Annotated in this window: 21 protein-coding genes and 2 pseudogenes; 16 read left to right on the forward strand and 7 right to left on the reverse strand. The window is 73.9% G+C overall.

Annotated elements, in window-relative coordinates; genetic code table 11:
* Nucleotides 1-81: 81 nt before the first annotated feature.
* The 5 genes and pseudogenes from M6G08_RS22040 to M6G08_RS22060 all read left to right on the forward strand — a co-directional run bounded on the left by M6G08_RS22040 (nt 82) and on the right by M6G08_RS22060 (nt 4,468).
* The gene (locus tag M6G08_RS22040) at nt 82-2,052 is read left to right on the forward strand and encodes an AfsR/SARP family transcriptional regulator (protein WP_272588879.1); all 1,971 of its coding nucleotides are present in this window, start codon (nt 82-84) and stop codon (nt 2,050-2,052) included.
* A gap of 55 nt (nt 2,053-2,107) precedes the next feature.
* Entirely contained in the window at nt 2,108-2,551 is a 444-nt protein-coding gene (locus M6G08_RS22045) for a PPC domain-containing DNA-binding protein (protein WP_272588880.1), read from the forward strand.
* A pseudogene (locus M6G08_RS22050) lies at nt 2,548-3,036 on the forward strand (CBS domain-containing protein). The gene M6G08_RS22045 and the pseudogene M6G08_RS22050 overlap by 4 nt, the downstream one beginning before the upstream one ends.
* 32 nt (nt 3,037-3,068) lie before the next feature.
* Nucleotides 3,069-3,413, forward strand: coding sequence for a DUF6343 family protein (locus M6G08_RS22055; protein ID WP_272588881.1), 345 nt, complete (start codon nt 3,069-3,071; stop codon nt 3,411-3,413).
* A 38-nt stretch (nt 3,414-3,451) separates the two neighbouring features.
* Nucleotides 3,452-4,468: a sigma-70 family RNA polymerase sigma factor gene (locus tag M6G08_RS22060; protein WP_272588882.1), complete on the forward strand. Its 1,017-nt coding sequence runs from the start codon at nt 3,452-3,454 to the stop codon at nt 4,466-4,468.
* A 12-nt stretch (nt 4,469-4,480) separates the two neighbouring features.
* On the opposite strand, the gene M6G08_RS22065 is transcribed toward M6G08_RS22060, so the two are convergent.
* Nucleotides 4,481-5,908, reverse strand: coding sequence for an FAD-dependent oxidoreductase (locus tag M6G08_RS22065; protein ID WP_272588883.1), 1,428 nt, complete (start codon nt 5,906-5,908; stop codon nt 4,481-4,483).
* A gap of 32 nt (nt 5,909-5,940) precedes the next feature.
* On the reverse strand, nt 5,941-7,164 hold the full coding sequence (locus tag M6G08_RS22070) for a polysaccharide pyruvyl transferase family protein (protein ID WP_272588884.1): 1,224 nt from the start codon (nt 7,162-7,164) through the stop codon (nt 5,941-5,943).
* A 197-nt stretch (nt 7,165-7,361) separates the two neighbouring features.
* Here M6G08_RS22070 and M6G08_RS22075 point away from each other — a divergent pair, with 197 nt between their 5' ends.
* Nucleotides 7,362-8,327, forward strand: a complete 966-nt coding sequence (locus tag M6G08_RS22075) for a TerC family protein (RefSeq protein ID WP_272588885.1) — start codon at nt 7,362-7,364, stop codon at nt 8,325-8,327.
* 65 nt (nt 8,328-8,392) lie between these two features.
* On the opposite strand, the gene M6G08_RS22080 is transcribed toward M6G08_RS22075, so the two are convergent.
* On the reverse strand, nt 8,393-8,956 hold the full coding sequence (locus M6G08_RS22080) for an NAD(P)H-dependent oxidoreductase (RefSeq protein WP_272588886.1): 564 nt from the start codon (nt 8,954-8,956) through the stop codon (nt 8,393-8,395).
* A 145-nt stretch (nt 8,957-9,101) separates the two neighbouring features.
* On the opposite strand from M6G08_RS22080, the gene M6G08_RS22085 reads away from it, so the two are divergent.
* Together M6G08_RS22085 and M6G08_RS22090 are read left to right on the forward strand one after the other, a co-directional pair.
* Complete coding sequence (locus tag M6G08_RS22085) at nt 9,102-9,770, forward strand: TetR/AcrR family transcriptional regulator (RefSeq protein ID WP_272588887.1); 669 nt, start codon at nt 9,102-9,104, stop codon at nt 9,768-9,770.
* Nucleotides 9,771-9,870: 100 nt separating this feature from the next.
* Entirely contained in the window at nt 9,871-10,905 is a 1,035-nt protein-coding gene (locus M6G08_RS22090) for a LacI family DNA-binding transcriptional regulator (RefSeq protein ID WP_272588888.1), read from the forward strand.
* 7 nt (nt 10,906-10,912) lie between these two features.
* Here M6G08_RS22090 and trxA read toward each other — a convergent pair whose 3' ends face one another.
* Nucleotides 10,913-11,311, reverse strand: a complete 399-nt coding sequence (gene trxA / locus M6G08_RS22095) for a thioredoxin (protein WP_272588889.1) — start codon at nt 11,309-11,311, stop codon at nt 10,913-10,915.
* 120 nt (nt 11,312-11,431) lie between these two features.
* Between trxA and M6G08_RS22100 the strand changes: the two genes are divergently transcribed.
* Nucleotides 11,432-12,868 carry a dihydrolipoyl dehydrogenase family protein gene (locus tag M6G08_RS22100; RefSeq protein ID WP_272588890.1) on the forward strand — a complete coding sequence of 479 codons (1,437 nt, stop codon included), beginning with the start codon at nt 11,432-11,434 and terminating at the stop codon, nt 12,866-12,868.
* A gap of 296 nt (nt 12,869-13,164) precedes the next feature.
* Here M6G08_RS22100 and M6G08_RS22105 read toward each other — a convergent pair whose 3' ends face one another.
* On the reverse strand, nt 13,165-13,821 hold the full coding sequence (locus M6G08_RS22105; RefSeq protein WP_272588891.1) for a peptide deformylase: 657 nt from the start codon (nt 13,819-13,821) through the stop codon (nt 13,165-13,167).
* Nucleotides 13,822-13,961: 140 nt separating this feature from the next.
* On the opposite strand from M6G08_RS22105, the gene M6G08_RS22110 reads away from it, so the two are divergent.
* Entirely contained in the window at nt 13,962-15,383 is a 1,422-nt protein-coding gene (locus M6G08_RS22110; RefSeq protein WP_272588892.1) for a PepSY-associated TM helix domain-containing protein, read from the forward strand.
* A 69-nt stretch (nt 15,384-15,452) separates the two neighbouring features.
* On the opposite strand, the gene M6G08_RS22115 is transcribed toward M6G08_RS22110, so the two are convergent.
* On the reverse strand, nt 15,453-15,800 hold the full coding sequence (locus M6G08_RS22115; protein ID WP_272588893.1) for a tetratricopeptide repeat protein: 348 nt from the start codon (nt 15,798-15,800) through the stop codon (nt 15,453-15,455).
* Nucleotides 15,801-15,913: 113 nt separating this feature from the next.
* Between M6G08_RS22115 and M6G08_RS22120 the strand changes: the two are divergent.
* The 6 genes and pseudogenes from M6G08_RS22120 to M6G08_RS22145 form a co-directional block, all read left to right on the forward strand.
* Nucleotides 15,914-16,237 (forward strand): annotated as a pseudogene (locus M6G08_RS22120) (hypothetical protein); the annotation flags it as partial.
* Nucleotides 16,238-16,447: 210 nt separating this feature from the next.
* Nucleotides 16,448-16,987, forward strand: a complete 540-nt coding sequence (locus tag M6G08_RS22125; RefSeq protein WP_272591404.1) for a DUF2269 domain-containing protein — start codon at nt 16,448-16,450, stop codon at nt 16,985-16,987.
* 236 nt (nt 16,988-17,223) lie between these two features.
* A complete protein-coding gene (locus tag M6G08_RS22130) occupies nt 17,224-17,454 on the forward strand; it encodes a hypervirulence associated TUDOR domain-containing protein (RefSeq protein WP_272588894.1) in 231 nt (76 codons plus the stop codon).
* Nucleotides 17,455-17,460: 6 nt separating this feature from the next.
* Nucleotides 17,461-17,793: a DUF3140 domain-containing protein gene (locus M6G08_RS22135; RefSeq protein ID WP_272588895.1), complete on the forward strand. Its 333-nt coding sequence runs from the start codon at nt 17,461-17,463 to the stop codon at nt 17,791-17,793.
* 65 nt (nt 17,794-17,858) lie between these two features.
* Nucleotides 17,859-18,365: a MarR family winged helix-turn-helix transcriptional regulator gene (locus tag M6G08_RS22140; protein WP_272588896.1), complete on the forward strand. Its 507-nt coding sequence runs from the start codon at nt 17,859-17,861 to the stop codon at nt 18,363-18,365.
* Nucleotides 18,366-18,567: 202 nt separating this feature from the next.
* Nucleotides 18,568-20,661 (forward strand): MMPL family transporter, encoded by a 2,094-nt coding sequence (locus M6G08_RS22145; RefSeq protein WP_272588897.1) that lies wholly within the window; start codon nt 18,568-18,570, stop codon nt 20,659-20,661.
* Nucleotides 20,662-20,677: 16 nt separating this feature from the next.
* Here the strand turns inward: M6G08_RS22145 and M6G08_RS22150 are convergent, their stop codons facing one another.
* Complete coding sequence (locus M6G08_RS22150) at nt 20,678-21,100, reverse strand: PPOX class F420-dependent oxidoreductase (protein ID WP_272588898.1); 423 nt, start codon at nt 21,098-21,100, stop codon at nt 20,678-20,680.
* Nucleotides 21,101-21,153 lie beyond the last annotated feature (53 nt).

Here is a 21,153-nt window from a genome sequence, read left to right on the forward strand (position 1 = left end):
CGGATCAGCAACGGATCAGCACCGTCGGCACGCGTACCGTGGGAAGCGGCGGGCAGCGGTGCGGAACGGAGCGGGCGGAACGTGGAAGCGGTCACCTTCGGTGTGCTGGGACCGGTCACCGCCGAACGCGCCGGCGCCCCACTCGCCCTCAAGGGCCCCAGGCACCGCGCCGTACTGGCGCGGCTGGTGCTGGCCAGGCGGCGGGTCGTCCCGCTCGACCGCCTCGTCCAGGACCTGTGGGACGAACCGCCGCCCAGGGCCGTGGGCGCGGTGCGCACCTTCGTCGGGGACCTCCGCCGCGCCCTGGAGCCCGGCCGTCCGCCGCGCACCCCGGCCCGGCTCCTGGTCACCGAAGGCCCCGGGTACGCCCTGCGCGCGGCCCCGGACGCCGTCGACGCCTGGCGCTTCGAAGCGGCCGTCGCCGAGGCCGACCGGCTGCCCGCCGACCGGGCCCCGGAGCGCATCCGGGCCGCGCTCGGACAGTGGCGGGGGCCGGCGTACGCCGACTTCGCCGGAGCGGAGTGGGCCCGCGGCGAGCGCTCCCGGCTCACCGAACTGCGGCTGCGCGCGGTCGAGCGCCGGGCCGAGATCCTGGTGGACGCGGGCCGCGCCGCCGAGGCGGTCCCCGACCTCGACGCGCACCTGACCGAACACCCCTGGCGCGAGGAGGCCTGGCGGCTGCTCGCCCTGGCCCTGTACCGGACCGGACGCCAGGCGGACTCCCTCGCGGTGCTGCGCCGGGCCCGCGACCTGCTCGCCGCCCACCTGGGCGTCGACCCCGGACCCGGGCTGCGCCGCCTGGAGGCCCGCGTCCTCGCCCAGGACCCGGAGCTGGACCCGCCCGGCGAACCGGCGGAGGCGGCCGCCCGGCTGTGGGCCCGCGCGACCGAGGCGTACGACCGCGCGGTCGCCGCCGGAGCCCACGCCCGCCTCGAATCCACCGTCGGCCTGCTGCGCGGCCTCGCGGTCACCGGCGGCAGCGGTCTCCAGGCGGCCCGGGAGCAGCGCCTGGCGGCGGTCGCGGCGGCCGAGGAGACGGGCGACGCGGAGCTGACGGCCCGCGTCATCGGCGCCTACGACGTGCCCGCCAACTGGACCCGCGGCGACGACCCCGAGTCGGCCCGGCGGATCGTCGAGGCGGCCGAACGCACCCTGACCGCGCTGCCGGACGACACCACCGCCGACGCGGCACGCTGCCGCCTGCTGGCCACCGTCGCCCTGGAGTCCCGCGGCGTCCGGTCCCCGGGCGGACCCCGGGCCGCGCGCGAGGCCGAGCGCATCGCCCGCCGCCTCGACGACCCCGCGCTGCTCGCCTTCGCCCTCAACGGCGCCTTCATGCAGTCCTGCACCACCGCGGGACTGGCCCCGCGCCGCGACGCGATCGGCGCCGAACTCGTCTCGCTCGCCGCCCGGCACGGCCTGGTCAACCACCTGGTCCTCGGCCACCTCGTCCGGCTCCAGGCCCGCTCGGCCCTCGCCGACCTCACCACCGCCGACGAGCACGCCGCCGCCGTGGACCGGCTGGCCGAGCGGCACGAACGGCCGCTGGCGGGCGTCTTCACCGAGTGGTACCGCGCCCTGCGCCACGCCGTCACCGGCAGCCCGTACGACCGTACGGCGGCCGCCTACCGGTCCGCCGCCGCACGTCTCGAAGGCGCGGGCATGCCGGGCCTGGAACGCGGGCTGCTTCCCCTCGCCCTGCTGGGCCTGCGCCTGTCCCGCGGCCGGCCGGCCGGCGTGGACCCGCGGACCGACTGGGGCCCCTACCGGCCCTGGGCCGAACCGTTCGCCCTCCTCGCCGACGGCCGCGAGACCGAGGCCCGCACGGCCCTGCGGTCCCTCGCCGAGCCGCCGCCCGACCTGCTGTACGAGGCCCTGTGCTGCGCCGAGGCCGCGCTCGCCCTCGAACTCGGTGACCGCGCCGTCCTGGAGCGGACGTACGACCGGCTGCTGCCCGCCGCCGGTGAGATCGCCGGCGCGGGCAGCGGGCTGCTCACCTTCGGGCCGGTCGGCACGTGGCTCGCGGCGATCCGCCGGGCACTCGACGCGTGAGTACGTCGCGCCCGCAGCCCGGGTTTTCCCGACGCGCGTCGGGTACCCGGCGGGCATGAAGTGGCGACAGGTGCAGGACGGACCGTCCGCGGTGTACGTGGTGGTGCTCGACCCCGGCGAGGACGCGGTCACCGAGCTCACCGCCTTCGCCCGCGACCGGTCCCTCGGAGCGTCCCAGGTGACCGCCGTGGGCGCCTTCTCGGAGGCGGTCGTCGGCTGGTTCGACCGGCAGGCCAAGGACTACCGGCACATCCCGGTGGACGAGCAGTGCGAGGTGCTGTCCCTGATCGGGGACATCGCCGTCGCCGACGAGGGACCCGCCCCCCACCTGCACGCCGTACTGGGCCTGTCCGACGGCTCCACCCGCGGCGGACACCTGCTGTCCGGCCGGGTCTGGCCGACGCTGGAGGTCGTCGTCCGGGACAGCCCGGCGGACCTGGCCAAGACCCACCGCCCCGAGATCGGACTGGCCCTGATCGACCTGGAGGCGCGACCATGACACGGATACGAGACGTGATGTCACCCGCCCCCGTGGCCGTCGAGCCCATGACCACGGTGACGCGGGCGGCCGGGCTGATGCGTGAGGAGGACGTCGGCGACGTCCTGGTGACCTACGACCGCGACCTGTTCGGTGTGCTCACCGACCGCGACATCGTGCTCCGGGGCGTCGCCGACGGCCACGACCCCGACGCCACCACGGTCGGTTCGGTGTGCTCGCCGCCGCCCGTCGTCACCCGAGGCCCTGTCGTCAAATTTCCGCCTGCCCGGCGGGCGGACGACGGGAATTTGACGACAGGGCCTCGGACCGGACGACACGACCGACCGCGCGGCCGAGCTGATGCGCCACCACGCCGTCCGGCGGCTCCCGGCCGCGTCGAACACGGCGGCGTCCCGGTCGGCGTGGTCACCCTCGGCGACCTCGCCGCCGCCGACGACCCGCACTCCGCCCTGGCGGACATCAGCAGGGCCGCACCCGGCCACTGACTCACCGGACCGCCTCACGCAGGAGGCACGGCATGAACGACCGACGTCACCCCCGCGGGACCACGGACCCCGCCTCCCGGGCGCGGTCCGGCGCGTTCGGCCGCCGCCACCCGCGCACCGGCACCGAACCGGTCACGGCACAGAGCCCGCTGGGACTCCGCCTGGTCCTGTCCGCCGTCTTCCTGCCGCTGTTCCTGGCCGGCGCCGCGTACTTCGGGGTGTGGGCCGCGGACGCGGGTCCCGGGGACAGTCCCGGACGCGGCGGCCTGGTCGTCCTCGCCGTCGTGTGCGCGGCGCTCGCACTGCTGGCGGTTGCGGACCTGATGGTCGTCCTGCGCAGGATGCGGCACGAGCGCGCCGGGAAGGTCCCGCACTGACCCCGGAAACCCGAGGAGGGGACGGAGGAGGAAGCGACATGGCCCCCCTGGCACGAACCCCCGCGGCCGGCACCGAGGACCGCCGCGCCCCCGCCCGCACCGCGCGGCTGCGCAGCCGCATCCCCGAACCCGACGAGGAACCCGACCTGCTCGGCCAGTACCTGGCGCAGATCGGCGCCACCCCGCTGCTGACCGCCGAGGACGAGGTACGGCTCGCCAAGCGCATCGAGGCCGGCGTCCGGGCCATGGAGGAACTGGAGTCGGCCGACACCGGCGAGCCCGCCCCCGCCCCCGGACGGCGCCGCGCCCTTGAGGAGGCCGTCCGCGACGGCCAGGCCGCCAAGGACCACATGGTGCGGGCGAACCTGCGGCTCGTGGTGTCGATGGCCAAACGGCACGCCCACCGCGGACTGCCCCTGCTGGACGTCATCCAGGAGGGCAACCTCGGCCTGATCCGGGCGGTGGAGAAGTTCGACCACACCAAGGGCTTCAAGTTCTCCACGTACGCCACCTGGTGGATCCGCCAGGCCATCGAGCGGGGCCTGGCCACGCACGCGCGTACGGTGCGGCTGCCGGTGCACGTCGTGGAGCAGTTGCAGAAGCTCGCCAAGGTCGAACGGAAGCTGAGGGCGGGCCTCGACCGCGAACCGACCGCCGACGAGGTGGCCGCCGAGAGCGGCATCGACGGGGACAAGGTCGTCTGGCTGCGCCGCGTGGGACGGGACGCCGTCAGCCTCGACACCCCGGTCGACGAGACCGGGGAGACCGTCGTCGGCGACCTCATCCCCGACAGCGAGGTGCTCCAGGCCCCCGAGGTCGCCGAGTTCCAGGCGCTGGCGGCGGAGCTGCGGGAGGCCGTCGGCACCCTCGCGCCCCGCGAGGCGATGATCCTCAGCCTGCGCTACGGCCTGCACGACGGCCGCCCGCGGACCCTGCACCAGGTGGCCCAGCACGTGGGCCTGACCCGGGAACGCGTCCGCCAGCTGGAGAAGGCCTCCCTCGACCACCTGCGCGCCCCCGAGACCCGGGACCGCCTGCTGGACTGGGCGAGCTGACGGCGCGGGGCGTCAGGTGCGCAGCCGCGCCCCCTGCCGCAGCAGTTCGTGCTGGACCATCCGGTACGGCAGGCCGCGCGGCCCGCGACCGTGCCGGACGGTCAGCGCCGCGCACACCCCGGCCGCCTGACCGGTCGCCATCGCGATGGGCATGACCCGGTACGACGAGTGCGCCACGTGCGTGCCGGAGATGCAGCGCCCGGCCACCAGCAGCCGCTCGGTGCCGCGCGGGACCAGGCAGCGCAGCGGAATGTCGTAGAAGCTGCCCTGCGGGACCCGTCTGAGGACGGTGCCGGAGCCGCGCGGGTTGTGGATGTCGACCGGGTAGGCGCCGTGCGCGATCACGTCCGGGAAGGTGCGCGCGGCCAGGATGTCGTGGCCGGTCAGCTGGTAGTCGCCGAGGACGCGCCGGCTCTCCCGCACCCCGATGTGGGTGCCGCTCTGCACCACGTACGACTCCTCGAAGCCCGGCACCCGGGTGCGCAGGAAGCGGTCGATCTGGGCCAGCTGGCGCCGGGCCGTGTACTCGGCGCGGGTGAGGTCCCAGACGCTGGTGCCCAGCACGCGGTTGACCCGGGTGCTGTTGATCGCGACCTCGCGCGGGTGCGGGGTGGCGAAGAAGAGGATGTCCTCGCGCGGCAGCCGCAGCTCGCCGGCGGCCCTGGCCTCCTCGATCAGGTCCCACAGGCCGTGCACACCGCGCCACTGGTCGGGGTGGTCCCGCACGTAGTCGGCGAAGTCCGGCCGGGAGAAGTCGGCGACGCGGAACATCAGCGTCATCGGCTGCACCAGCCCGTCCTCGGGCCGGCCGATCTCGTACGGCGCCCCGCAGGCGGTCGCCACGTCGCCGTCGCCCGTGCCGTCCACGACCACCCCGGCGTCGATCACCACCGGACCCGACTTGGTCTCGAACACCACCCGCCAGCCGGAGCCGTCGTCCAGCGGCAGGGCGCCGGACGCGAACGAGTGGAAGAGCATCCGCACCCCCGCCTCGTCCATCATCTCCAGCAGGGAGAACTTGAACAGCTCCGGGTCGAAGGGGACCGTGTACCCGGTCTTCGGGGAGGGCGGAAGGCAGCCGCCCCGCCCCATCAGCCGGTCGAGCAGCTGCCAGAGCACGCCCGCCACGACCGGCTCGCCCTCGCCGTGGTCGGTGGGCAGCAGCCGCGAGGTGTCCCCGGCCTCGGTGAACGCCGCCTGCTTGTGCTCGTTGTGGAAGGACATCAGCGGCATCACCAGCGCCGCGGTCGCGTTGCCGCCGAGGAACCCGTACCGCTCGACCAGGACCACGTCGGCCCCGGTGTCGGCCGCGCCGATCGCGGCGGCGAACCCGGCGGGGCCGCCGCCCACCACCAGCACGTCGCACCGGCCCCCGTGCCGGGCGGACCGCGGCGGCAGCGTGACCTCACGTGGTTCGCGGGGCTCTTCCAGGACCGGCATCGCTCTCCTCGCGGGTGTCGCTTCGTGTGGGTTCAGGCGTGCAGGGGGCGCGGCTCGACGGCGTACGGCGCGTACCCGACCGCCCGGGAGCCCGCCGGCGCCCCGCCCTCGCCGAGGCTGTCGAGCAGACAGCCGCAGCGCACGCAGGTCTCCCGGGCGGCCGCTGACAGCTCCCGCATCCGCGACCGCAGGTCGTCCCGGCGGTTCGGGTACTCGTCCCACATCCGGTCGACCTCCGCCAGCAGCAGCCCGGCCTGCTCCCGCGCCACGCCCACCAGTGCCGGGGCGCCCAGCCGGCGCGCGAAGTCGAAGACCTTGCCGGAGTACGGCAGCGGCAGCACCGGCACCCCGCTGAGAGCCGCGAAGATCACGAAGTGCAGCCGCATACCGACGGCCACGTCCAGGTGGCGCATGAAGCCGAGGACCTGCCCCGGGCTGTAGTCGCCGTGCAGGATCCGGCCCTTGTCCGGTGCCGTCATGTGGGACAGCACGGCGTGCGCGTGCCGTACGTCGTGCCGCTCCATCGGCAGGAACACCACGTGCGCGTCCAGCCGCCGCACCAGGAAGTCGGCGACGTCGGCGAGGAGCGCGTGGTAGTCGCCCTCGTCCAGCTTCTCGGCGGCCCGTCCCGGTTCGCGCACCGACATCCCCACCAGCCGGGCGCCCGAGGGGATGCCCTCGTCGCGCATCATGGCCTCGGTGAACGCCTCCGGCCCCAGCAGCAGGGCCGGGTCGGCGGTGACCGTGACCTCGCGCTCCAGCCCGACCTCCTCCAGCACCAGCCGGGACTCCTCGTCCCGCACCACGACGTCGTCCATGTCCGCCAGTACGGTGCGCACCGCGTCCCGGTCCTCGGCGTCCGTCAGCGGCCCGGCGCCGACGGCGTACGCGAAGGTCGGTACGGACCGGGTCTGCGCGGCGCGCACGAGCCGCAGATAGCGCCGCGCCTCGCCGTCGTAGAGGATTCCGCCGCCGCCCAGCACCAGCAGGTCCAGGCCGGGCAGCACGTCCAGGACGTGGTTGCGGCTGACGCCCTCCCAGGGCACCACCTCGTCGGCGTCGGGGTGGTGGGCGCGGGTGTGCTCCGCGTCGCGGCTCAGGACGACCAGGCGGGCGCCGGGCCGCTGGGCGCGCAGACAGCTCAGGACGCAGGTGAGGATCGCCTCGTCGCCGGTGTTGAAGCCGCCGTAGGAACCGAGTACGCCGATGCGCGGGCCCGGCGGGGCGGGCTGCGGAGGGGAGGGGGCAGTGGTCATCCGGGGGCTCCCGTCGGATCGGAGTGGGCCGGCCCGCCGGCCACGGTGCGCGGTGCGCGCGATTCGCGCGGATCGGGTGGATCAGGCAGATCGGGCACGGTGCCGGGTTGCCTGCGCCGCCTCGCGGAAACACCCTGTCCAAGAACCTGTCCGTGGTCCGGCCCCCGCTTTCTTCCTCCACCGCATCAGGAGCACCAGTGAACGTTTCGCTCACGGTCTGGCTGCTGACCGTCGCGGGCCTGTGCGTCCTCGTCGCCGCCGACTTCTTCATCGGCCGCAAGCCGCACGACGTGTCGATCCGGGAGGCGGGGATCTGGACGGCCGTCTGGGTGGTCCTGGCCTGTCTGTTCGGCGTGGGACTGTGGGTGGCCGCCGGGGGCGCCCCGGCGGGCGAGTTCTTCGCCGGCTACATCACCGAGAAGTCGCTCAGCGTCGACAACCTCTTCGTCTTCGTCCTGATCATGGCCAAGTTCGCGGTGCCCTCCGAGTACCAGCAGCGGGTGCTGATGGTCGGCGTCATCGTGGCCCTGGTGCTGCGCGCCGCGTTCATCGCGGCGGGCGCGGCGATCATCTCGGCCTTCTCCTGGGTCTTCTACATCTTCGGCGCCTTCCTGATCTGGACGGCCTGGAAGCTCGTCCAGGACGCCCGCAAGGGCGGACACGACGAGGAGTACGAGGAGAACAAGCTGCTGAAGTCGATCGAGCACCGTTTCGGGGTCGCCGACCGCTATCACGGCACCAAGCTGTGGATCGAGGAGAACGGCAAGCGCGTCATGACTCCGATGCTGGTCGTGATGCTGGCGATCGGTTCCACCGACGTCCTGTTCGCCCTGGACTCCATCCCCGCGATCTACGGTCTGACCCAGGACCCGTACATCGTGTTCACGGCCAACGCCTTCGCCCTGATGGGCCTGCGCCAGCTGTACTTCCTCATCGGCGGCCTGCTGAAGAGGCTGGTCCACCTCTCCTACGGACTGTCGGTCATCCTCGGCTTCATCGGCGTGAAACTGGTGCTGCACGCCCTGCACGAGTCCGGGGTCCACGTCCCCGAGATCGGCATCCCGTTCTCCCTGGGCTTCATCGTGCTCGTCCTCGCGGTCACCACGGTGACCAGCCTGGTGGCGGCGAGGAGGCAGGAGGAACGTGCGGGGCCCGAGGGCTGACACCCGGACACACGTCGGGACCGGAGCCGTGCGCGGCTCCGGTCCCGTGGCGTGCGGTGCTGCCGTCAGGCGGCGACGGCCTCGCCGGCGTGGCCGAGCAGCCGGGCGACGACCTCGGTCAGCTGGGCGGCGACCTCGGTGTCGTCGGCCGGGTGGGTCTCGGCGAAGCGGGTCACCGAACCGGGGATGGACAGCTTGATGTCCTCGATCACCTTGCCGCCGGCGATGCCCACGGCCTTGCGGGTGTCGTCCTGCGCCCACACGCCGCCGTACTGGCCGAACGCGGTGCCGACGACGGCGGCGGGCTTGCCGGCGAGCGCGCCGGCGCCGAACGGACGGGACAGCCAGTCGATGGCGTTCTTCAGGACGGCCGGGATGGTGCCGTTGTACTCGGGCGAGAAGTACAGGAACGCGTCGGCGGCCTGGGCGGCCTCGCGCAGCTTCACGGCGGCGGCCGGGACGCTGCCCTCCACGTCGATGTCCTCGTTGTAGAAGGGGATGTCGGCCAGTCCCTCGAACAGCTGCACCTCGGCGCCCTCCGGCGCGAACTTGGCGGCCGCCTCGGCGAGCTGGCGGTTGTGCGAACCGGCGCGAAGGCTGCCGACGAGCGCAAGGATGCGGACAGACATGAGTACTCCCACTGATGACGCAGGCGCTGCGGGCGCAGACACTGCTGAAACACTGCCGTAACGATCCGGACCGGGGTCCGTTTAATTTCTAACATCCCAAACGGACCGCGGTCCAGTTTTCTTCCCGATGCTTTACGCTGGCTTCATGTCCGCCGACCTGCCGCCCTTCCCGAAGCCCGAGGAGACCGTCGGCCCCGCCGAGCTGCTGCAGCTCGGCACGGAGGCCGAGGCGGACGAGCCCTGCCTGCGCGCCGACGCCGCGCGCAACCGGGCACGGCTGCTGGAGGCCGCCGCACGGCTGGTCGCCGAGCACGGCGCCGCCGCCGTCACGATGGAGGCGGTGGCCGCGGCCGCCTCGGTGGGCAAGGGCACGGTCTTCCGCCGCTTCGGCGACCGCACCGGTCTGCTGATGGCGCTCCTCGACCACTCCGAGAAGAAGTTCCAGGCCGCGCTCCTCGGCGGCCCGCCGCCCCTGGGGCCCGGCGCCCCGCCCGTCGAGCGGCTGCGCGCCTTCGGCTGCGCGATGCTGCGCCGCTCCATCGACGAACTGGAACTCCAGCTGGCCGCGGAGCCGAGCGCCGAACGCCGCTACACGTCCGCACCGCGCCATTTCCTGCGCGGCCACGTGGCGCTGCTGCTGCGGCAGGCGGCTCCGGACGCGGACAGCGAGCTGCTCTCCCACACCCTGCTGGCGTACCTGGACGCCGCCCTCGTCCACCACCTCACCGAACAGTGCGGGGTGCCCCCGCAGCGGCTGCGGGAGGGCTGGCTGGACCTGGTCGCACGGGTGACCCGCACCGAGACCCCGGCCTGAGCAGGCCACCGGCCCGCCCCGGCACGGGAGTTCGTCCGGTCCGGACGATCCCGCCCCGCCCGGCACGCCCCGCGCGGCCTCTGCCAAGATGCCGTACGTCATGGTGCAGATACCGAAACCGCCCGCCCCCGAGTCCCTCGCACCGCGCTCCGTCCCCACGAGCGCCGATGTGGCCCGCCTGGCCGGCGTCTCGCGCGCGACCGTCTCCTACGTCCTCAACAACACCAGCGCCGTCCGGATCAGCGAGCCCACCCGCCGCCGCGTCCACGAGGCCGCCAGGGAAATCGGATACGTACCGCACGCCGCCGCCCGCTCCCTGCGCGCGGGACACAGCAGGACCGTCCTGATGCCCGCGCCGTCCTTCCCTGCGGGCCCGCTCTACAGCCGCTTCCTCGGCGAACTCCAGGGGGCCCTCGGCCGCCTGGACTACACCGTCGTGCAGTACGGCGGCGACGGCCGGTACGGCGACGAGGCGGCCCGCGCCTGGGCCGAACTCCGCCCGGTCGCCGTCCTCGTACCCGGTGCCGGCCTGGGACCGCGAGGTGTGGAGATCCTCAAACGCTCGGGCGTCCGCGCGGTCGTCACCCTCGGCCCCGAGGCCGTCGAGGGGGCACACGCCCTGCTGATGGACCACGAGATCGTCGGGCACCGCGCGGTCCGCCACCTCCGCGAGCGCGGACACCGCGGGATCGGCGTCGTCGTGCCCGCGGAGCACGGCCTGGAAGTCTTCTCGGCGCCGCGCCTGGCCGGCGCCCGCCGCGCCGTGCGCGACACCGACGCCGCCGTCACCGAGCTGCCCCTCGCCTACGACGAAGGGGCCGCCGCCCGGCTGGCCGCCCGCTGGGAGTCACTCGGCCTCGACGCCGTGTTCGCCTACAACGACGAGTACGCGATGCTGCTCATGCGAGCCCTCCAGGACGAGGGCGTCCGCATCCCCGGCGACACCGCCGTGATCGGCGCCGACGACCTGATGCTGGGCCGTCTGCTGCGGCCCCGGCTCAGCACCGTCCACCTGGAGCTGCCCTCCGGCCGCGACCTGGCCGCGCTGGTCGACCGCGCGGTCCACGACCCCGGCGCCGCGCCCGAGCGCCACAAGGTGCTGGGCGCGGCGGTGGTCCACCGGGAGTCGAGCTGACCGTGTCCTACTGGCCGGCCTGACCGTCCTGCCCGCCGGCCTGCGCCTGCTGCTCGGCGACCGCCTTGCGGACCTCGTCCATGTCCAGGTTCCGGGCCTGGCCGATGACGTCCGTCAGCGCCTCCTCGGGCAGCGCGCCCGGCTGCGCGAACACGGCCACCTGGTCCCGGACGATCATCAGCGTCGGAATCGACTGGATGCCGAAGGCCTGCGCCAGCTCCGGCTGCGCCTCGGTGTCCACCTTGCCGAACACGAGGTCGGGGTTGGCCTCAGCGGCCTTCTCGTAGACCGGCGCGAACTGCTTGCACGGACCGCACCACGACGCCCAGAAATCGATCAGGACGAACTCGTTGTCCGTGACCGTCTGGTCGAAGTTGTCCTTGGTGAGCTCCACGGTGCTGCTCATGGTGTGACCCTCTTCCTGGGTTCGGGTGCGTAAACCGTCGGCACAACACTGCCGACCTGGTGGGTATTCCGCGCACGTACCCATGTGGCCACGTCGCACACCACCCACCAGACTGACCCCATGACGCAAACGGATTCCATCGCGTACGACGTCGTCGTGATCGGCGCGGGCCCCGTGGGGGAGAACGTAGCCGACCGCACCCGCGCGGCCGGACTGACCACCGCGATCGTGGAGAGCGAACTGGTCGGCGGCGAGTGCTCCTACTGGGCGTGCATGCCCAGCAAGGCCCTGCTCCGCCCCGTCATCGCCCGCGCGGACGCCCGCCGCCTGCCCGGCCTGGGCGGGCCGGCCCGCGAGCCGCTGGACGCCACGGCCGTCCTCGCCCGCCGCGACGGGTTCACCTCCCACTGGAAGGACGACGGTCAGGTCCAGTGGGTCGAGGGCATCGGCGCCGACCTGTACCGCGGGCAGGGGCGGCTCGCCGGACCGCGCACGGTCGAGGTGGCCGCGCCCGACGGCACCCGCCGCACGCTGACCGCCCGGCACGCCGTCGCCGTCTGCACCGGCAGTGGCGCCGCCCTCCCCGACCTGCCCGGCCTCGCCGAAGTGCGCCCCTGGACCAGCCGCGAGGCCACCAGCGCCGAAAGCGCGCCGGGGCGGCTCATCGTCGTCGGCGGCGGAGTCGTCGCCGTCGAGATGGCCGCGGCCTGGCAGGCCCTCGGCTCCAGGGTGACGCTCCTGGTGCGCGGCGACGACGGGCTGCTCGCCCGCATGGAGCCGTTCGCCGGTGAACTGGTCGCCGACGCGCTCACCGAGGCGGGCGTCGAGATCCGCACCGGCACTTCCGTGGAGTCCGTGGTTCGCGAGAACGGCACCGTCGTCGCCGTCACCGACACCGGCGACCGTGTCGAGGCCGACGAGATCCTCTTCGCCACCGGCCGCGCGCCCCGCACCGCCGACATCGGCCTGGAGACCGTCGGCCTGGAACCCGGTACCTGGCTCACCGTCGACGACAGCCTCCGGGTGGAGGGCCACGACTGGCTCTACGCCGTCGGGGACGTCAACCACCGTGCGCTCCTCACCCACCAGGGCAAGTACCAGGCCCGCGTCGCGGGAGCCGCCATCGCCGCCCGTGCCTCGGGCGAACCGGACCTGGAGTCGGACCCCTGGGGAGCCCACGCCGCGACCGCCGACCACGACGCCGTGCCCCAAGTGGTGTTCACCGACCCCGAAGCGGCGTCCGTCGGCCTCACCCTCGCCGAGGCCGAGCGGGCCGGACACCGGGTCCGCGCCGTCGACGTCGACCTCGCGACGGTGGCCGGCGCGAGCCTCTACGGCGACGGCTACAAGGGGCGCGCCCGGATGGTCGTCGACCTGGAGGACGAGATCGTCCGGGGCGTCACCTTCGTGGGGCCCGGAGTCGGGGAACTGATCCACTCCGCGACCGTCGCCGTCGCCGGCCAGGTACCGATCAGCCGCCTGTGGCACGCGGTACCGTCCTACCCGACGATCAGCGAGGCCTGGCTGCGCCTGCTGGAGGCCTACCGAGACAACTGACCGCCCGGCTCCCCGCGTAGCTGCGGGCAGAGTCGTGCCTCCTCCAGTGCCTGAACGGCCTGGGAGGTGCCCCCCAGGGCGATGGGGGTCCCCCCGCTTGAGCGAAGCCGAGAGTGGGGGAGGGCGGGCGGTGGGGGGCACCTCCCGCTCATGGGGGCCCCTCCCGCTCATGGGGGCCCCTCCCGCTCATGGGGCCCCTCCCGCGCGAGCGAAGCCGAGAGTGGGGGAAGCCGAGCGTGGGGGAGGCACCCCGCCCAGCGCCGGGCCGCGTCACGCCCAGCCGCCCCACCCGTGCCTCAAACCCCCGCCCCCGGCAGCCCGAACCCCAGCTCCCCAGCCGCCCGCTCCGGCGTCGCCTGCCCCCACCACCTAGCCATCGCCCGCGACGAGGCCAACGACCGCATCTCCGCCCGGTCCAGATACAGCACCCCGTCGAGATGATCCGTCTCGTGCTGCACGATCCGTGCCGGCCACCCCGAGAACACCTCGTCCACCTCCAGCCCCCTCTCGTCCCGCGCCCGCAGCCGCACCCGAGCGTGCCGCGCCACCACCGCCTGCCAGCCCGGCACGCTCAGACAGCCCTCGAAGAAAGCGGCCCGGACGTCCCCGACGGGCTCGTACGACGGATTGACCAGCACCCGGAACGGCTGCGGCACCCGCCCCCGCGCCACCCGAACCTCCTGGGGCACCTGCGCCGGATCCTCGATCACCGCGATCCTGAGCCCCACCCCCACCTGCGGCGCCGCCAGCCCGACCCCCGGTGCCGCGTGCATGGTCAGCCGCAGCGCCTCGACGAACCGGGCCAGCAGCGGCGGCGCCAACTGCCCGTCGAACGGCTCGGCGGGGCGCCGCAGTACGGGGTCACCGGCCTCGACGATCGGCAACGGACCACCGGCGGACAGCAGTTCCTCCACGCGCTCGGCAAGAGGCGTGCGGTCACTCGGAGTTCCCATCGCGCCAGCATGCCACGGCCCACACCACCCACCGTCACCGCGGCTGTGACGCGCATCACATCACCGTTGGGGAACCTCACGCGCTCCGGCTCCGACCACTGGGACCACCCCGTCCCCCACGACGCCCCGGAGCGCCATCGATGACGACCACCTCCCCGACCCCCACGGACGAGGCCCCAGGACCGGCGACCCCGCCGCCGAGACCCGGCGGATGGTCCACGCTGCGTCCGCTCGTGCTGCGCCTGCACTTCTACGCGGGCCTGTTCGTGGCCCCCTTCCTGCTGGTCGCGGCGGCCACCGGCTTCCTCTACGCCGCCTCGTTCCAGGCCGAGAAGCTGGTCTACGCCCACGAACTGACCGTCCCGGACGTCGGTGACCGCAAGCTGCCCGTCTCCGCACAGGTCGCCGCCGCCCGCGAGGCCCACCCCGAGGGCACGGTGTCGGCCGTGCGGCCCTCGCCCGAGGCCGATGCCACCACCAGGGTGCTGCTGTCCGGCGCCCCCGGCGTGGACCCGGATCACACCCTCGCGGTCTTCGTCGACCCGTACACCGCCGAGGTGCGCGGCGCGCTGGAGCAGTACGGCTCGACCGGCGCGCTGCCGCTGCGCACCTGGATCGACGAGTTCCACCGGGACCTGCACCTGGGCGAACCGGGCCGCCTGTACAGCGAGTTCGCCGCCAGCTGGCTGTGGGTGATCGCGGGCGGTGGTCTGGTGCTCTGGTTCTCCCGCCGTCGGGCCCGGCGCAAGCTGCGCGGCACCAGCGGCCGGCGCCGCACCCTGGGCCTGCACGGCACGGTCGGCGCCTGGGTCGCGGCCGGCTTCGTCTTCCTCTCGGCGACCGGCCTGACCTGGTCGACGTATGCCGGAGCCAACATCGAGGAGCTGCGCGTCTCGCTCGGCCAGACCACCCCGTCCGTGTCGGCGTCGGCCGCCGGGGGCGGCGAGCACGCGGGCCACGGCGCGGCGGCGGGCACCGGCGGGGACGCCGCGCACGGGGTCGGACTGGACAAGGTCCTGGCCGCCGTGCGCGCCGAGGGTCTGGGCGACCCCGTGGAGATCGTCCCGCCCGCCGACGCGTCCTCCGCCTACGTCGTCAAGCAGGTGCAGCGCAGCTGGCCCGAGAAGCAGGACTCGGTCGCCGTGGACCCGGCGACCGGCGAGGTGACCGACGTACTGCGCTTCGCCGACTACCCGGTGCTCGCCAAGCTCAGCCGCTGGGGCATCGACCTGCACACCGGCATCCTGTTCGGGCTGCCCAACCAGATCGCCCTGATGCTGCTGGCCGCCTGTCTGGTCCTGCTCATCGTCTGGGGCTACCGCATGTGGTGGCAGCGCGGCCGGGGCTCCGCCTTCGGCCGCCCGATCCCGCGCGGCGCGTGGCAGCACGTCCCGCCGGCGCTGCTCGTCCCGCTGCTGGCGGCGGTGGCCGTCCTCGGCTGGTTCGTGCCGCTGCTCGGCATACCACTGGCCGTGTTCGTCGCGGTCGACGTGGTGCTGGGCGAGATCGCCCACCGGCGGGGGCGCCGGACCGGGAAGGGCAGCGCGGCGGCGAAGAGCTGAGCGGACGGATGGAGCGGTGAGTACGGCACCGTACTCACCGCTCCGACCCGTTCCCCGCGGAGCGGCCGCTCAGAGTCCCGCGAAGTCGCCCGACAGGGCGGCGGCGATCCGCAGGTGGCTGTCGGCCTCCTCCTGCCGCCCCTGCCGTTCGAGCGTGCGTCCCAGCATCAGCCGGGCGTACTGCTCGACGGGGTCCCGCTCGACGAGGATCCTCAGCTCGGCCTCCGCGCGCCGCAGTTGGGCCGAGTGGTAGTAGGCGCGTGCCAGCAGCAGCCGCGGTCCGCTCTGCTCGGGAACCTCCTCGACCAGCCCGCCGAGGACCCGCGCCGCGGCGGCGTAGTCCTTGGCGTCGAAGAACTTGCCCGCCCGCTCCCAGCGCTCCGCCGGCGTTCCGTGGTCGTAGTACGTCGTGTCCACTCGTGACCTCCTTCGGACTGCTGCAACCGAAACCAATGGTTGAACATTCCATCAACGCACGGGGGGCGGCGGGCTCGCCGGGCGGTCCGCCGCCGATCGCGGTGTGCGAGGACATGTCCCGGTGGATCACCGGGCAGGGGAGAGACCGTTCAGTGCCGCCGAACTCCTCAGGAGGGAGCGTCCGTGGCCACAGGCGGGAATCGCCCTCTGCCGTGCCCGAGGGTGCCGACGGCAGTCGAGGAGGCGGTGGCCGGCCGCACGGTCGTGTCCTTCTGCCCGGAGGTCGCGGGCGGGCTCACCACGCCCCGGCGCAGTTCGTCGACCGAGCGCGCCGCGCACCCGAGGCGGCGGGGCGCAACGGCTGCGCGGAGGCCCTGCTGATGCCCCACAGCCCCTCGTGCGGCCGGGCCGGTGTGTACGACGGTTCGTTCACCGCGGAACCGGTGCCGGGCGACGGGGCGACGGCCGCGCTGTTCGAGCGGAACGGCATCACCGTGCGGCGGGGCGCCCGCGCTCTGCCGTCGGCCGGAAGGGCGGGGCACGGCGCCGGACGTACGTGCCGCCCCGTGTCCTGCGCCCGCGTGGGTATACGCGGTTACTCCCGTCGCGGGACGCCCGGGCGGACCGCGCCCGGCACCGTGGGCGGTGTGAAACTCAGCCGCCCCGCACGCCGGGTCTTCCTCGTCGTCCACGTGGTCGCCTCCGCCGGCTGGCTCGGGCTCTCGCTCGGACTGCTGGCGCTCGGACTCACCGCCGCCACCACCTCCTCCCCGGTGGCCGTGGAGGCAGGTGTCCGCGCCATGAAGCTCTTCGCCGACTGGCTCCTGCTGCCGCTCGCCTTCCTCACCCTCGTCAGCGGTGTGGTGCTGGCCCTGGGGACCCCCTGGGGGCTGGCCCGGCACCGGTGGGTGGTCACGAAGTTCTGGCTCACGCTGGCCACGACGACCGCCACCGTCTTCGCGCTGCGCCCCGGGGTGAACGCGGCCGTGACCGAGGTCGCCGCGGGCGGGGCGCTCCCCGACGCGGGCGACGTGCTGTTCGGGCCGGTCGTCTCGCTGTCCGCCTACGTCTTCATGACGGTGATCTCGCTCCTCAAGCCCTGGGGCCTCACCCGGCGCGGCCGCAGGCTGCGCGCGGCGGCCACACCCGCCGGCCGGCGGGCTGCGAGGCTCCCGGCCCGTTCGTAGCACGAGTGGCTGTGCTGGTGTTCAACGGGCTGCTCCTGGAACGGCGGCGGTGACGGGCGAGGCGGTGGACGGCGGCACCGGGGCCAGGACAGTTCGGTCGTGAACGACGGTTCCGGCGCCCCCGTGACGCCCGTCCCGTCCGAGTGGTGCGACCCGCGCACGGGGCCCACGCTGGGGAGGAGCCGGGCCAAGCGCGCACGGCGAGCACCGGGCACCGCGAGCGAGGGAGCACCGAGATGGCGAAGAACCGCGACGACGGCGACGGACTCGAGAAGGGCGACAAGGTCGCCTGGAGTACCCACGGCACGGAGACCGAGGGCAAGGTGGAGAAGAAGATCACGGAGCGGACCGAGGCCGCCGGCCGCACCGTCGACGCCTCCTCCGACGACCCGCAGTACCAGGTCCGCAGCGACAAGTCGGGCAAGTCGGCGGTGCACAAGCCGTCCGCGCTCAGGAAGAAGAAGTGAGGCGCCGTGGACGCCGATGAGCGGAAGAAGACCTGGGACGAGTTCCGCGAGCTGGTGAACATGACACCGGCCGACCTGGAGAAGTGGCTTGCCTCCGACCGGTCTCGGGACGCCGGTCAGCACAAGGACGGCCAGGAGTCCACCGGGCACGCCTCCGGACGCCGCATCGTGGACATCCTGCGGACCAAGAAGAGCGACCTCTCGGACGACGACCACCGGCACATGCGCAAGGTCGTCGGCTACATCCGCCGCCACCTGGCCCAGCGCCCCTCGGGCGACGTCGAGGACACCCGCTGGCGGTACTCGCTCATGAACTGGGGCCACGACCCGCTGGCCTGACCGGAACACCCGGCGTCCCGGGCGGTCCGCACGGCGACCTCATGGCCCTTCTATACGCTGATCGCGTGGCGACAGCGAACCAGCGCGGACAGCACGCGAGCGAGCGGGGGGCCGGCACCGGGCCCGAGACGGGCGACCTCCAGGCCCTGGCCGTGCAGTTGAGGCGGATGAACGGCGAGATCAACCGCCTCGTGCAGAGCTTCGCCGGTACCCACGGTCTGCACGCCACCGACGTCCAGGCGCTCGCGGCGATCCTCGACGCGCGCCGGCCCATGACGCCGGGGCGGTTGCGCGAGCACCTGGGGCTCACCTCCGGCGCGGTGACGGCGTGCGTGGACCGGCTGGAGCGCGCGGGGCACGTCCGCCGGGTACGGGAGAGCGCCGACCGCAGGGTCGTCCACCTGCACTACGTGCCCGACGCACGCGCCGCGGCCCGCACGTACTTCCGCCCGCTGGCCGACGCGGCGGCCGCCGCCCGCGCGCGCTTCGACGACGCCGAACTGGCCGTCGTGCTCCGCTTCCTGGCGGCGATGAACGACGAACTGGGCCTGGTGCGGTCGGAGGACCGCTGATTTCCCGGCGCGTGGCGCATCCGGAGGGCGGGCCCGGGCAGTAGTAGGCATGTCACGACACGGACTGCGACCCGCGATTAGTTCAATCATTGAGATTGTTTATGATCGAGCTACTTTCGGCCGCTGAGAGTCGAGAGCTGAGCCCTGAGCTCTGAGCCCTGAGCCCGAGACCCGAGACCTGAGACCAGGAGACCTGAACCCGATGGCCAACCCCTCCCGACGGGCCCGCTGGCTCGTCCCCCTCGTCCTGCTCCTGGTCTGGCTCGGCATCGGCGGCACGCTCGGCCCGTACGCCGGGAAGCTCGGCGAGGTCGCCACCAACGACCAGGCCGCCTTCCTGCCCCGCAGCGCCGAGTCGACGCAGGTCATCGACGCGCAGAGGGCCTTCCAGCAGGACGAGACCCTCCCGGTGATCGTCGTGTGGACGGCGGACGACGGCGGCGCCGCCGCAGGTCACCGGGACGCGGCCACGCGTTCGGTCGCGGGCCTGGAGGGCGAGCCCGGCATCGTCGGTCCCGCCTCCCCGGCCGTGCCCTCGCGCGACGGCGAGGCCCTGCAGGCCGTCGTCCAGGTCGAACCCGGTCTCGGCGACCGCCTGCCCGCCGTCCTGGAGCGCATCGAGGAGGCCGCCGGGCAGGTGCCCGGCACCCGGGCGCAGCTCGCCGGACCGGCCGCCTCACAGGCCGACCTCTCCGACGCCTTCTCGGGCATCGACGGGCTGCTGCTCGGCGTCGCACTGGTCACGGTGCTGGTCATCCTGCTGCTCGTCTACCGCAGCGTCCTGCTGCCCCTGGTGATCATCATCAGTGCCGTGTTCGCACTGGGCCTGGCCTGCGCCGTCGTCTACGCTCTCGCCGACCGCGACGTCGTCCGCGTCGACGGGCAGGTCCAGGGCATCCTCTCCATCCTGGTCATCGGCGCCGCGACCGACTACGCGCTTCTGCTCACGGCCCGCTTCCGCGAGGAACTGCCCCGCCATCCGGACCGCTTCGCCGCCGCCCTCGCCGCGCTGCGGGCCTCCTGGGGAGCCGTCGTGGCCAGTGCGGCCACCGTCGCCCTCGGGCTGCTGGCCCTGCTGCTCAGCGACCTGACCAACAACCGCGCGCTCGGGCCGGTCGGCGCCATCGGCATCGTCTGCGCGGTCCTGAGTACGCTCACCTTCCTGCCCGCCGTCCTGGTCCTGCTCGGCCGGGCCGCCTACTGGCCGGCCAAGCCCGTCCGCGCCGGCGACCCGGAGGCCGGCCACCGCCTGTGGCACCGCGTCGCCGAACGGGTCGACCGCGCCCCCCGCCGCATCTGGGCGATCTCCCTGGCCGCGCTGGTCGCCTGCGCGGCCTTCGCGCCGACCCTGACCGCCAGGGGCGTGCCGCTGGACGAGATCTTCGTCAACGACGCCCCCTCGGTCGCGGCCCAGCAGACCCTGGCCCGGCACTTCCCGGGCGGCTCCGGCAACCCAGCGGTGATCATCGCGGACGCCGACCGGCTCGACCCCGTCCTCGACGCGGCCCGCGACACCGAGGGCGTGGCGTCCGCCGACGCGGTGACCGCCTCCGGCCGTCCCGGAGGCGGCGAACCCGAGGTGGTCGACGGGCGGGTACGGATCGACGCGACGCTGCGGGCGCCGGCCGACAGCGACGCGGCCAAGGAGACGGTGGCCCGGCTCAGGACGGCCGTCCACGACGTGCCCGGCGCGGACGCGCTCGTCGGCGGCTACACCGCCCAGCAGTACGACACGCAGCGCACCGCCGCGCACGACCGCACGCTGATCGTCCCCGTCGTCCTCGCCATCATCCTGGTCATCCTGATCGTCCTGCTGCGGTCCCTGCTGATGCCGCTGCTGCTGGTGGCGACGGTGGCCCTCAACTTCGTGGCCACCCTGGGCGTCTCCGCGCTCGTCTTCACCCACGTGTTCGGCTTCAGCGGCACCGACGCCTCCGTCCCGCTGTACGGGTTCGTGTTCCTGGTCGCCCTGGGCGTGGACTACAACATCTTCCTCATGTCCCGGGTCCGGCAGGAGTCGCTGGAGCACGGCGTGCGGGAGGGCATCCTGCGCGGGCTGACCGCCACCGGTGGCGTCATCACCTCGGCCGGTGTCGTGCTCGCCGCCACCTTCGCGGCCCTCGGGGTGATCCCGCTGGCGTTCCTGGCGCAGATCGCCTTCATCGTGGCGTTCGGCGTGCTCCTGGACACGCTCGTGGTGCGTTCGCTGCTGGTGCCGGCGCTCGCCCGGGACATCGGCGCCGTCGCGTGGTGGCCCAGCCGCCTCGGCCGCCGCACACCGGTCCGGAACGGGTGACGGACCCGGCGACGGGTCAGGCCTCCACGGTCCTCGCGGGGTGCACGGTGCCGAGGCAGCGCCGTACGGCGATCTCGACGACGACCCGCTCCGGGTTCGCCCGGGGCGGGCGGTAGCGCTCCGCGTACCGGGTCTCGGCGTCGCGGACCGCCTCGGCGTCGTACCGCACGGTCGCCACGCCCTCGAGGGTGGACCAGCGCCTGCCGTCCACCTGGCTCACGGCCACGACGGGGGACGTCGCCCGCTCGATGTTGCGCACCTTCGCGGTGCCCCGGCTGGTGATGATCCGCGCGGTGCGGGTGGCGTGGTCGTACGTCACCCCGACCGGGACCAGGTGCGGGGTGCCGTCGGCGCGCCGCGTCGACAGGAGGCACACCCGGCGCTCCTGCCAGAAGGCCACGAACTCGGCGTCCTCGTCGGGCAGTTCCCCGGTGTCCATCCGCTCTCCTCGCCCGGGTCGCGCGCGACCGCTGTCACGCGCTGCGTCCGCCC

It is taken from the genome of Streptomyces sp. M92, assembly GCF_028473745.1.
GTDB lineage: Bacteria > Actinomycetota > Actinomycetes > Streptomycetales > Streptomycetaceae > Streptomyces.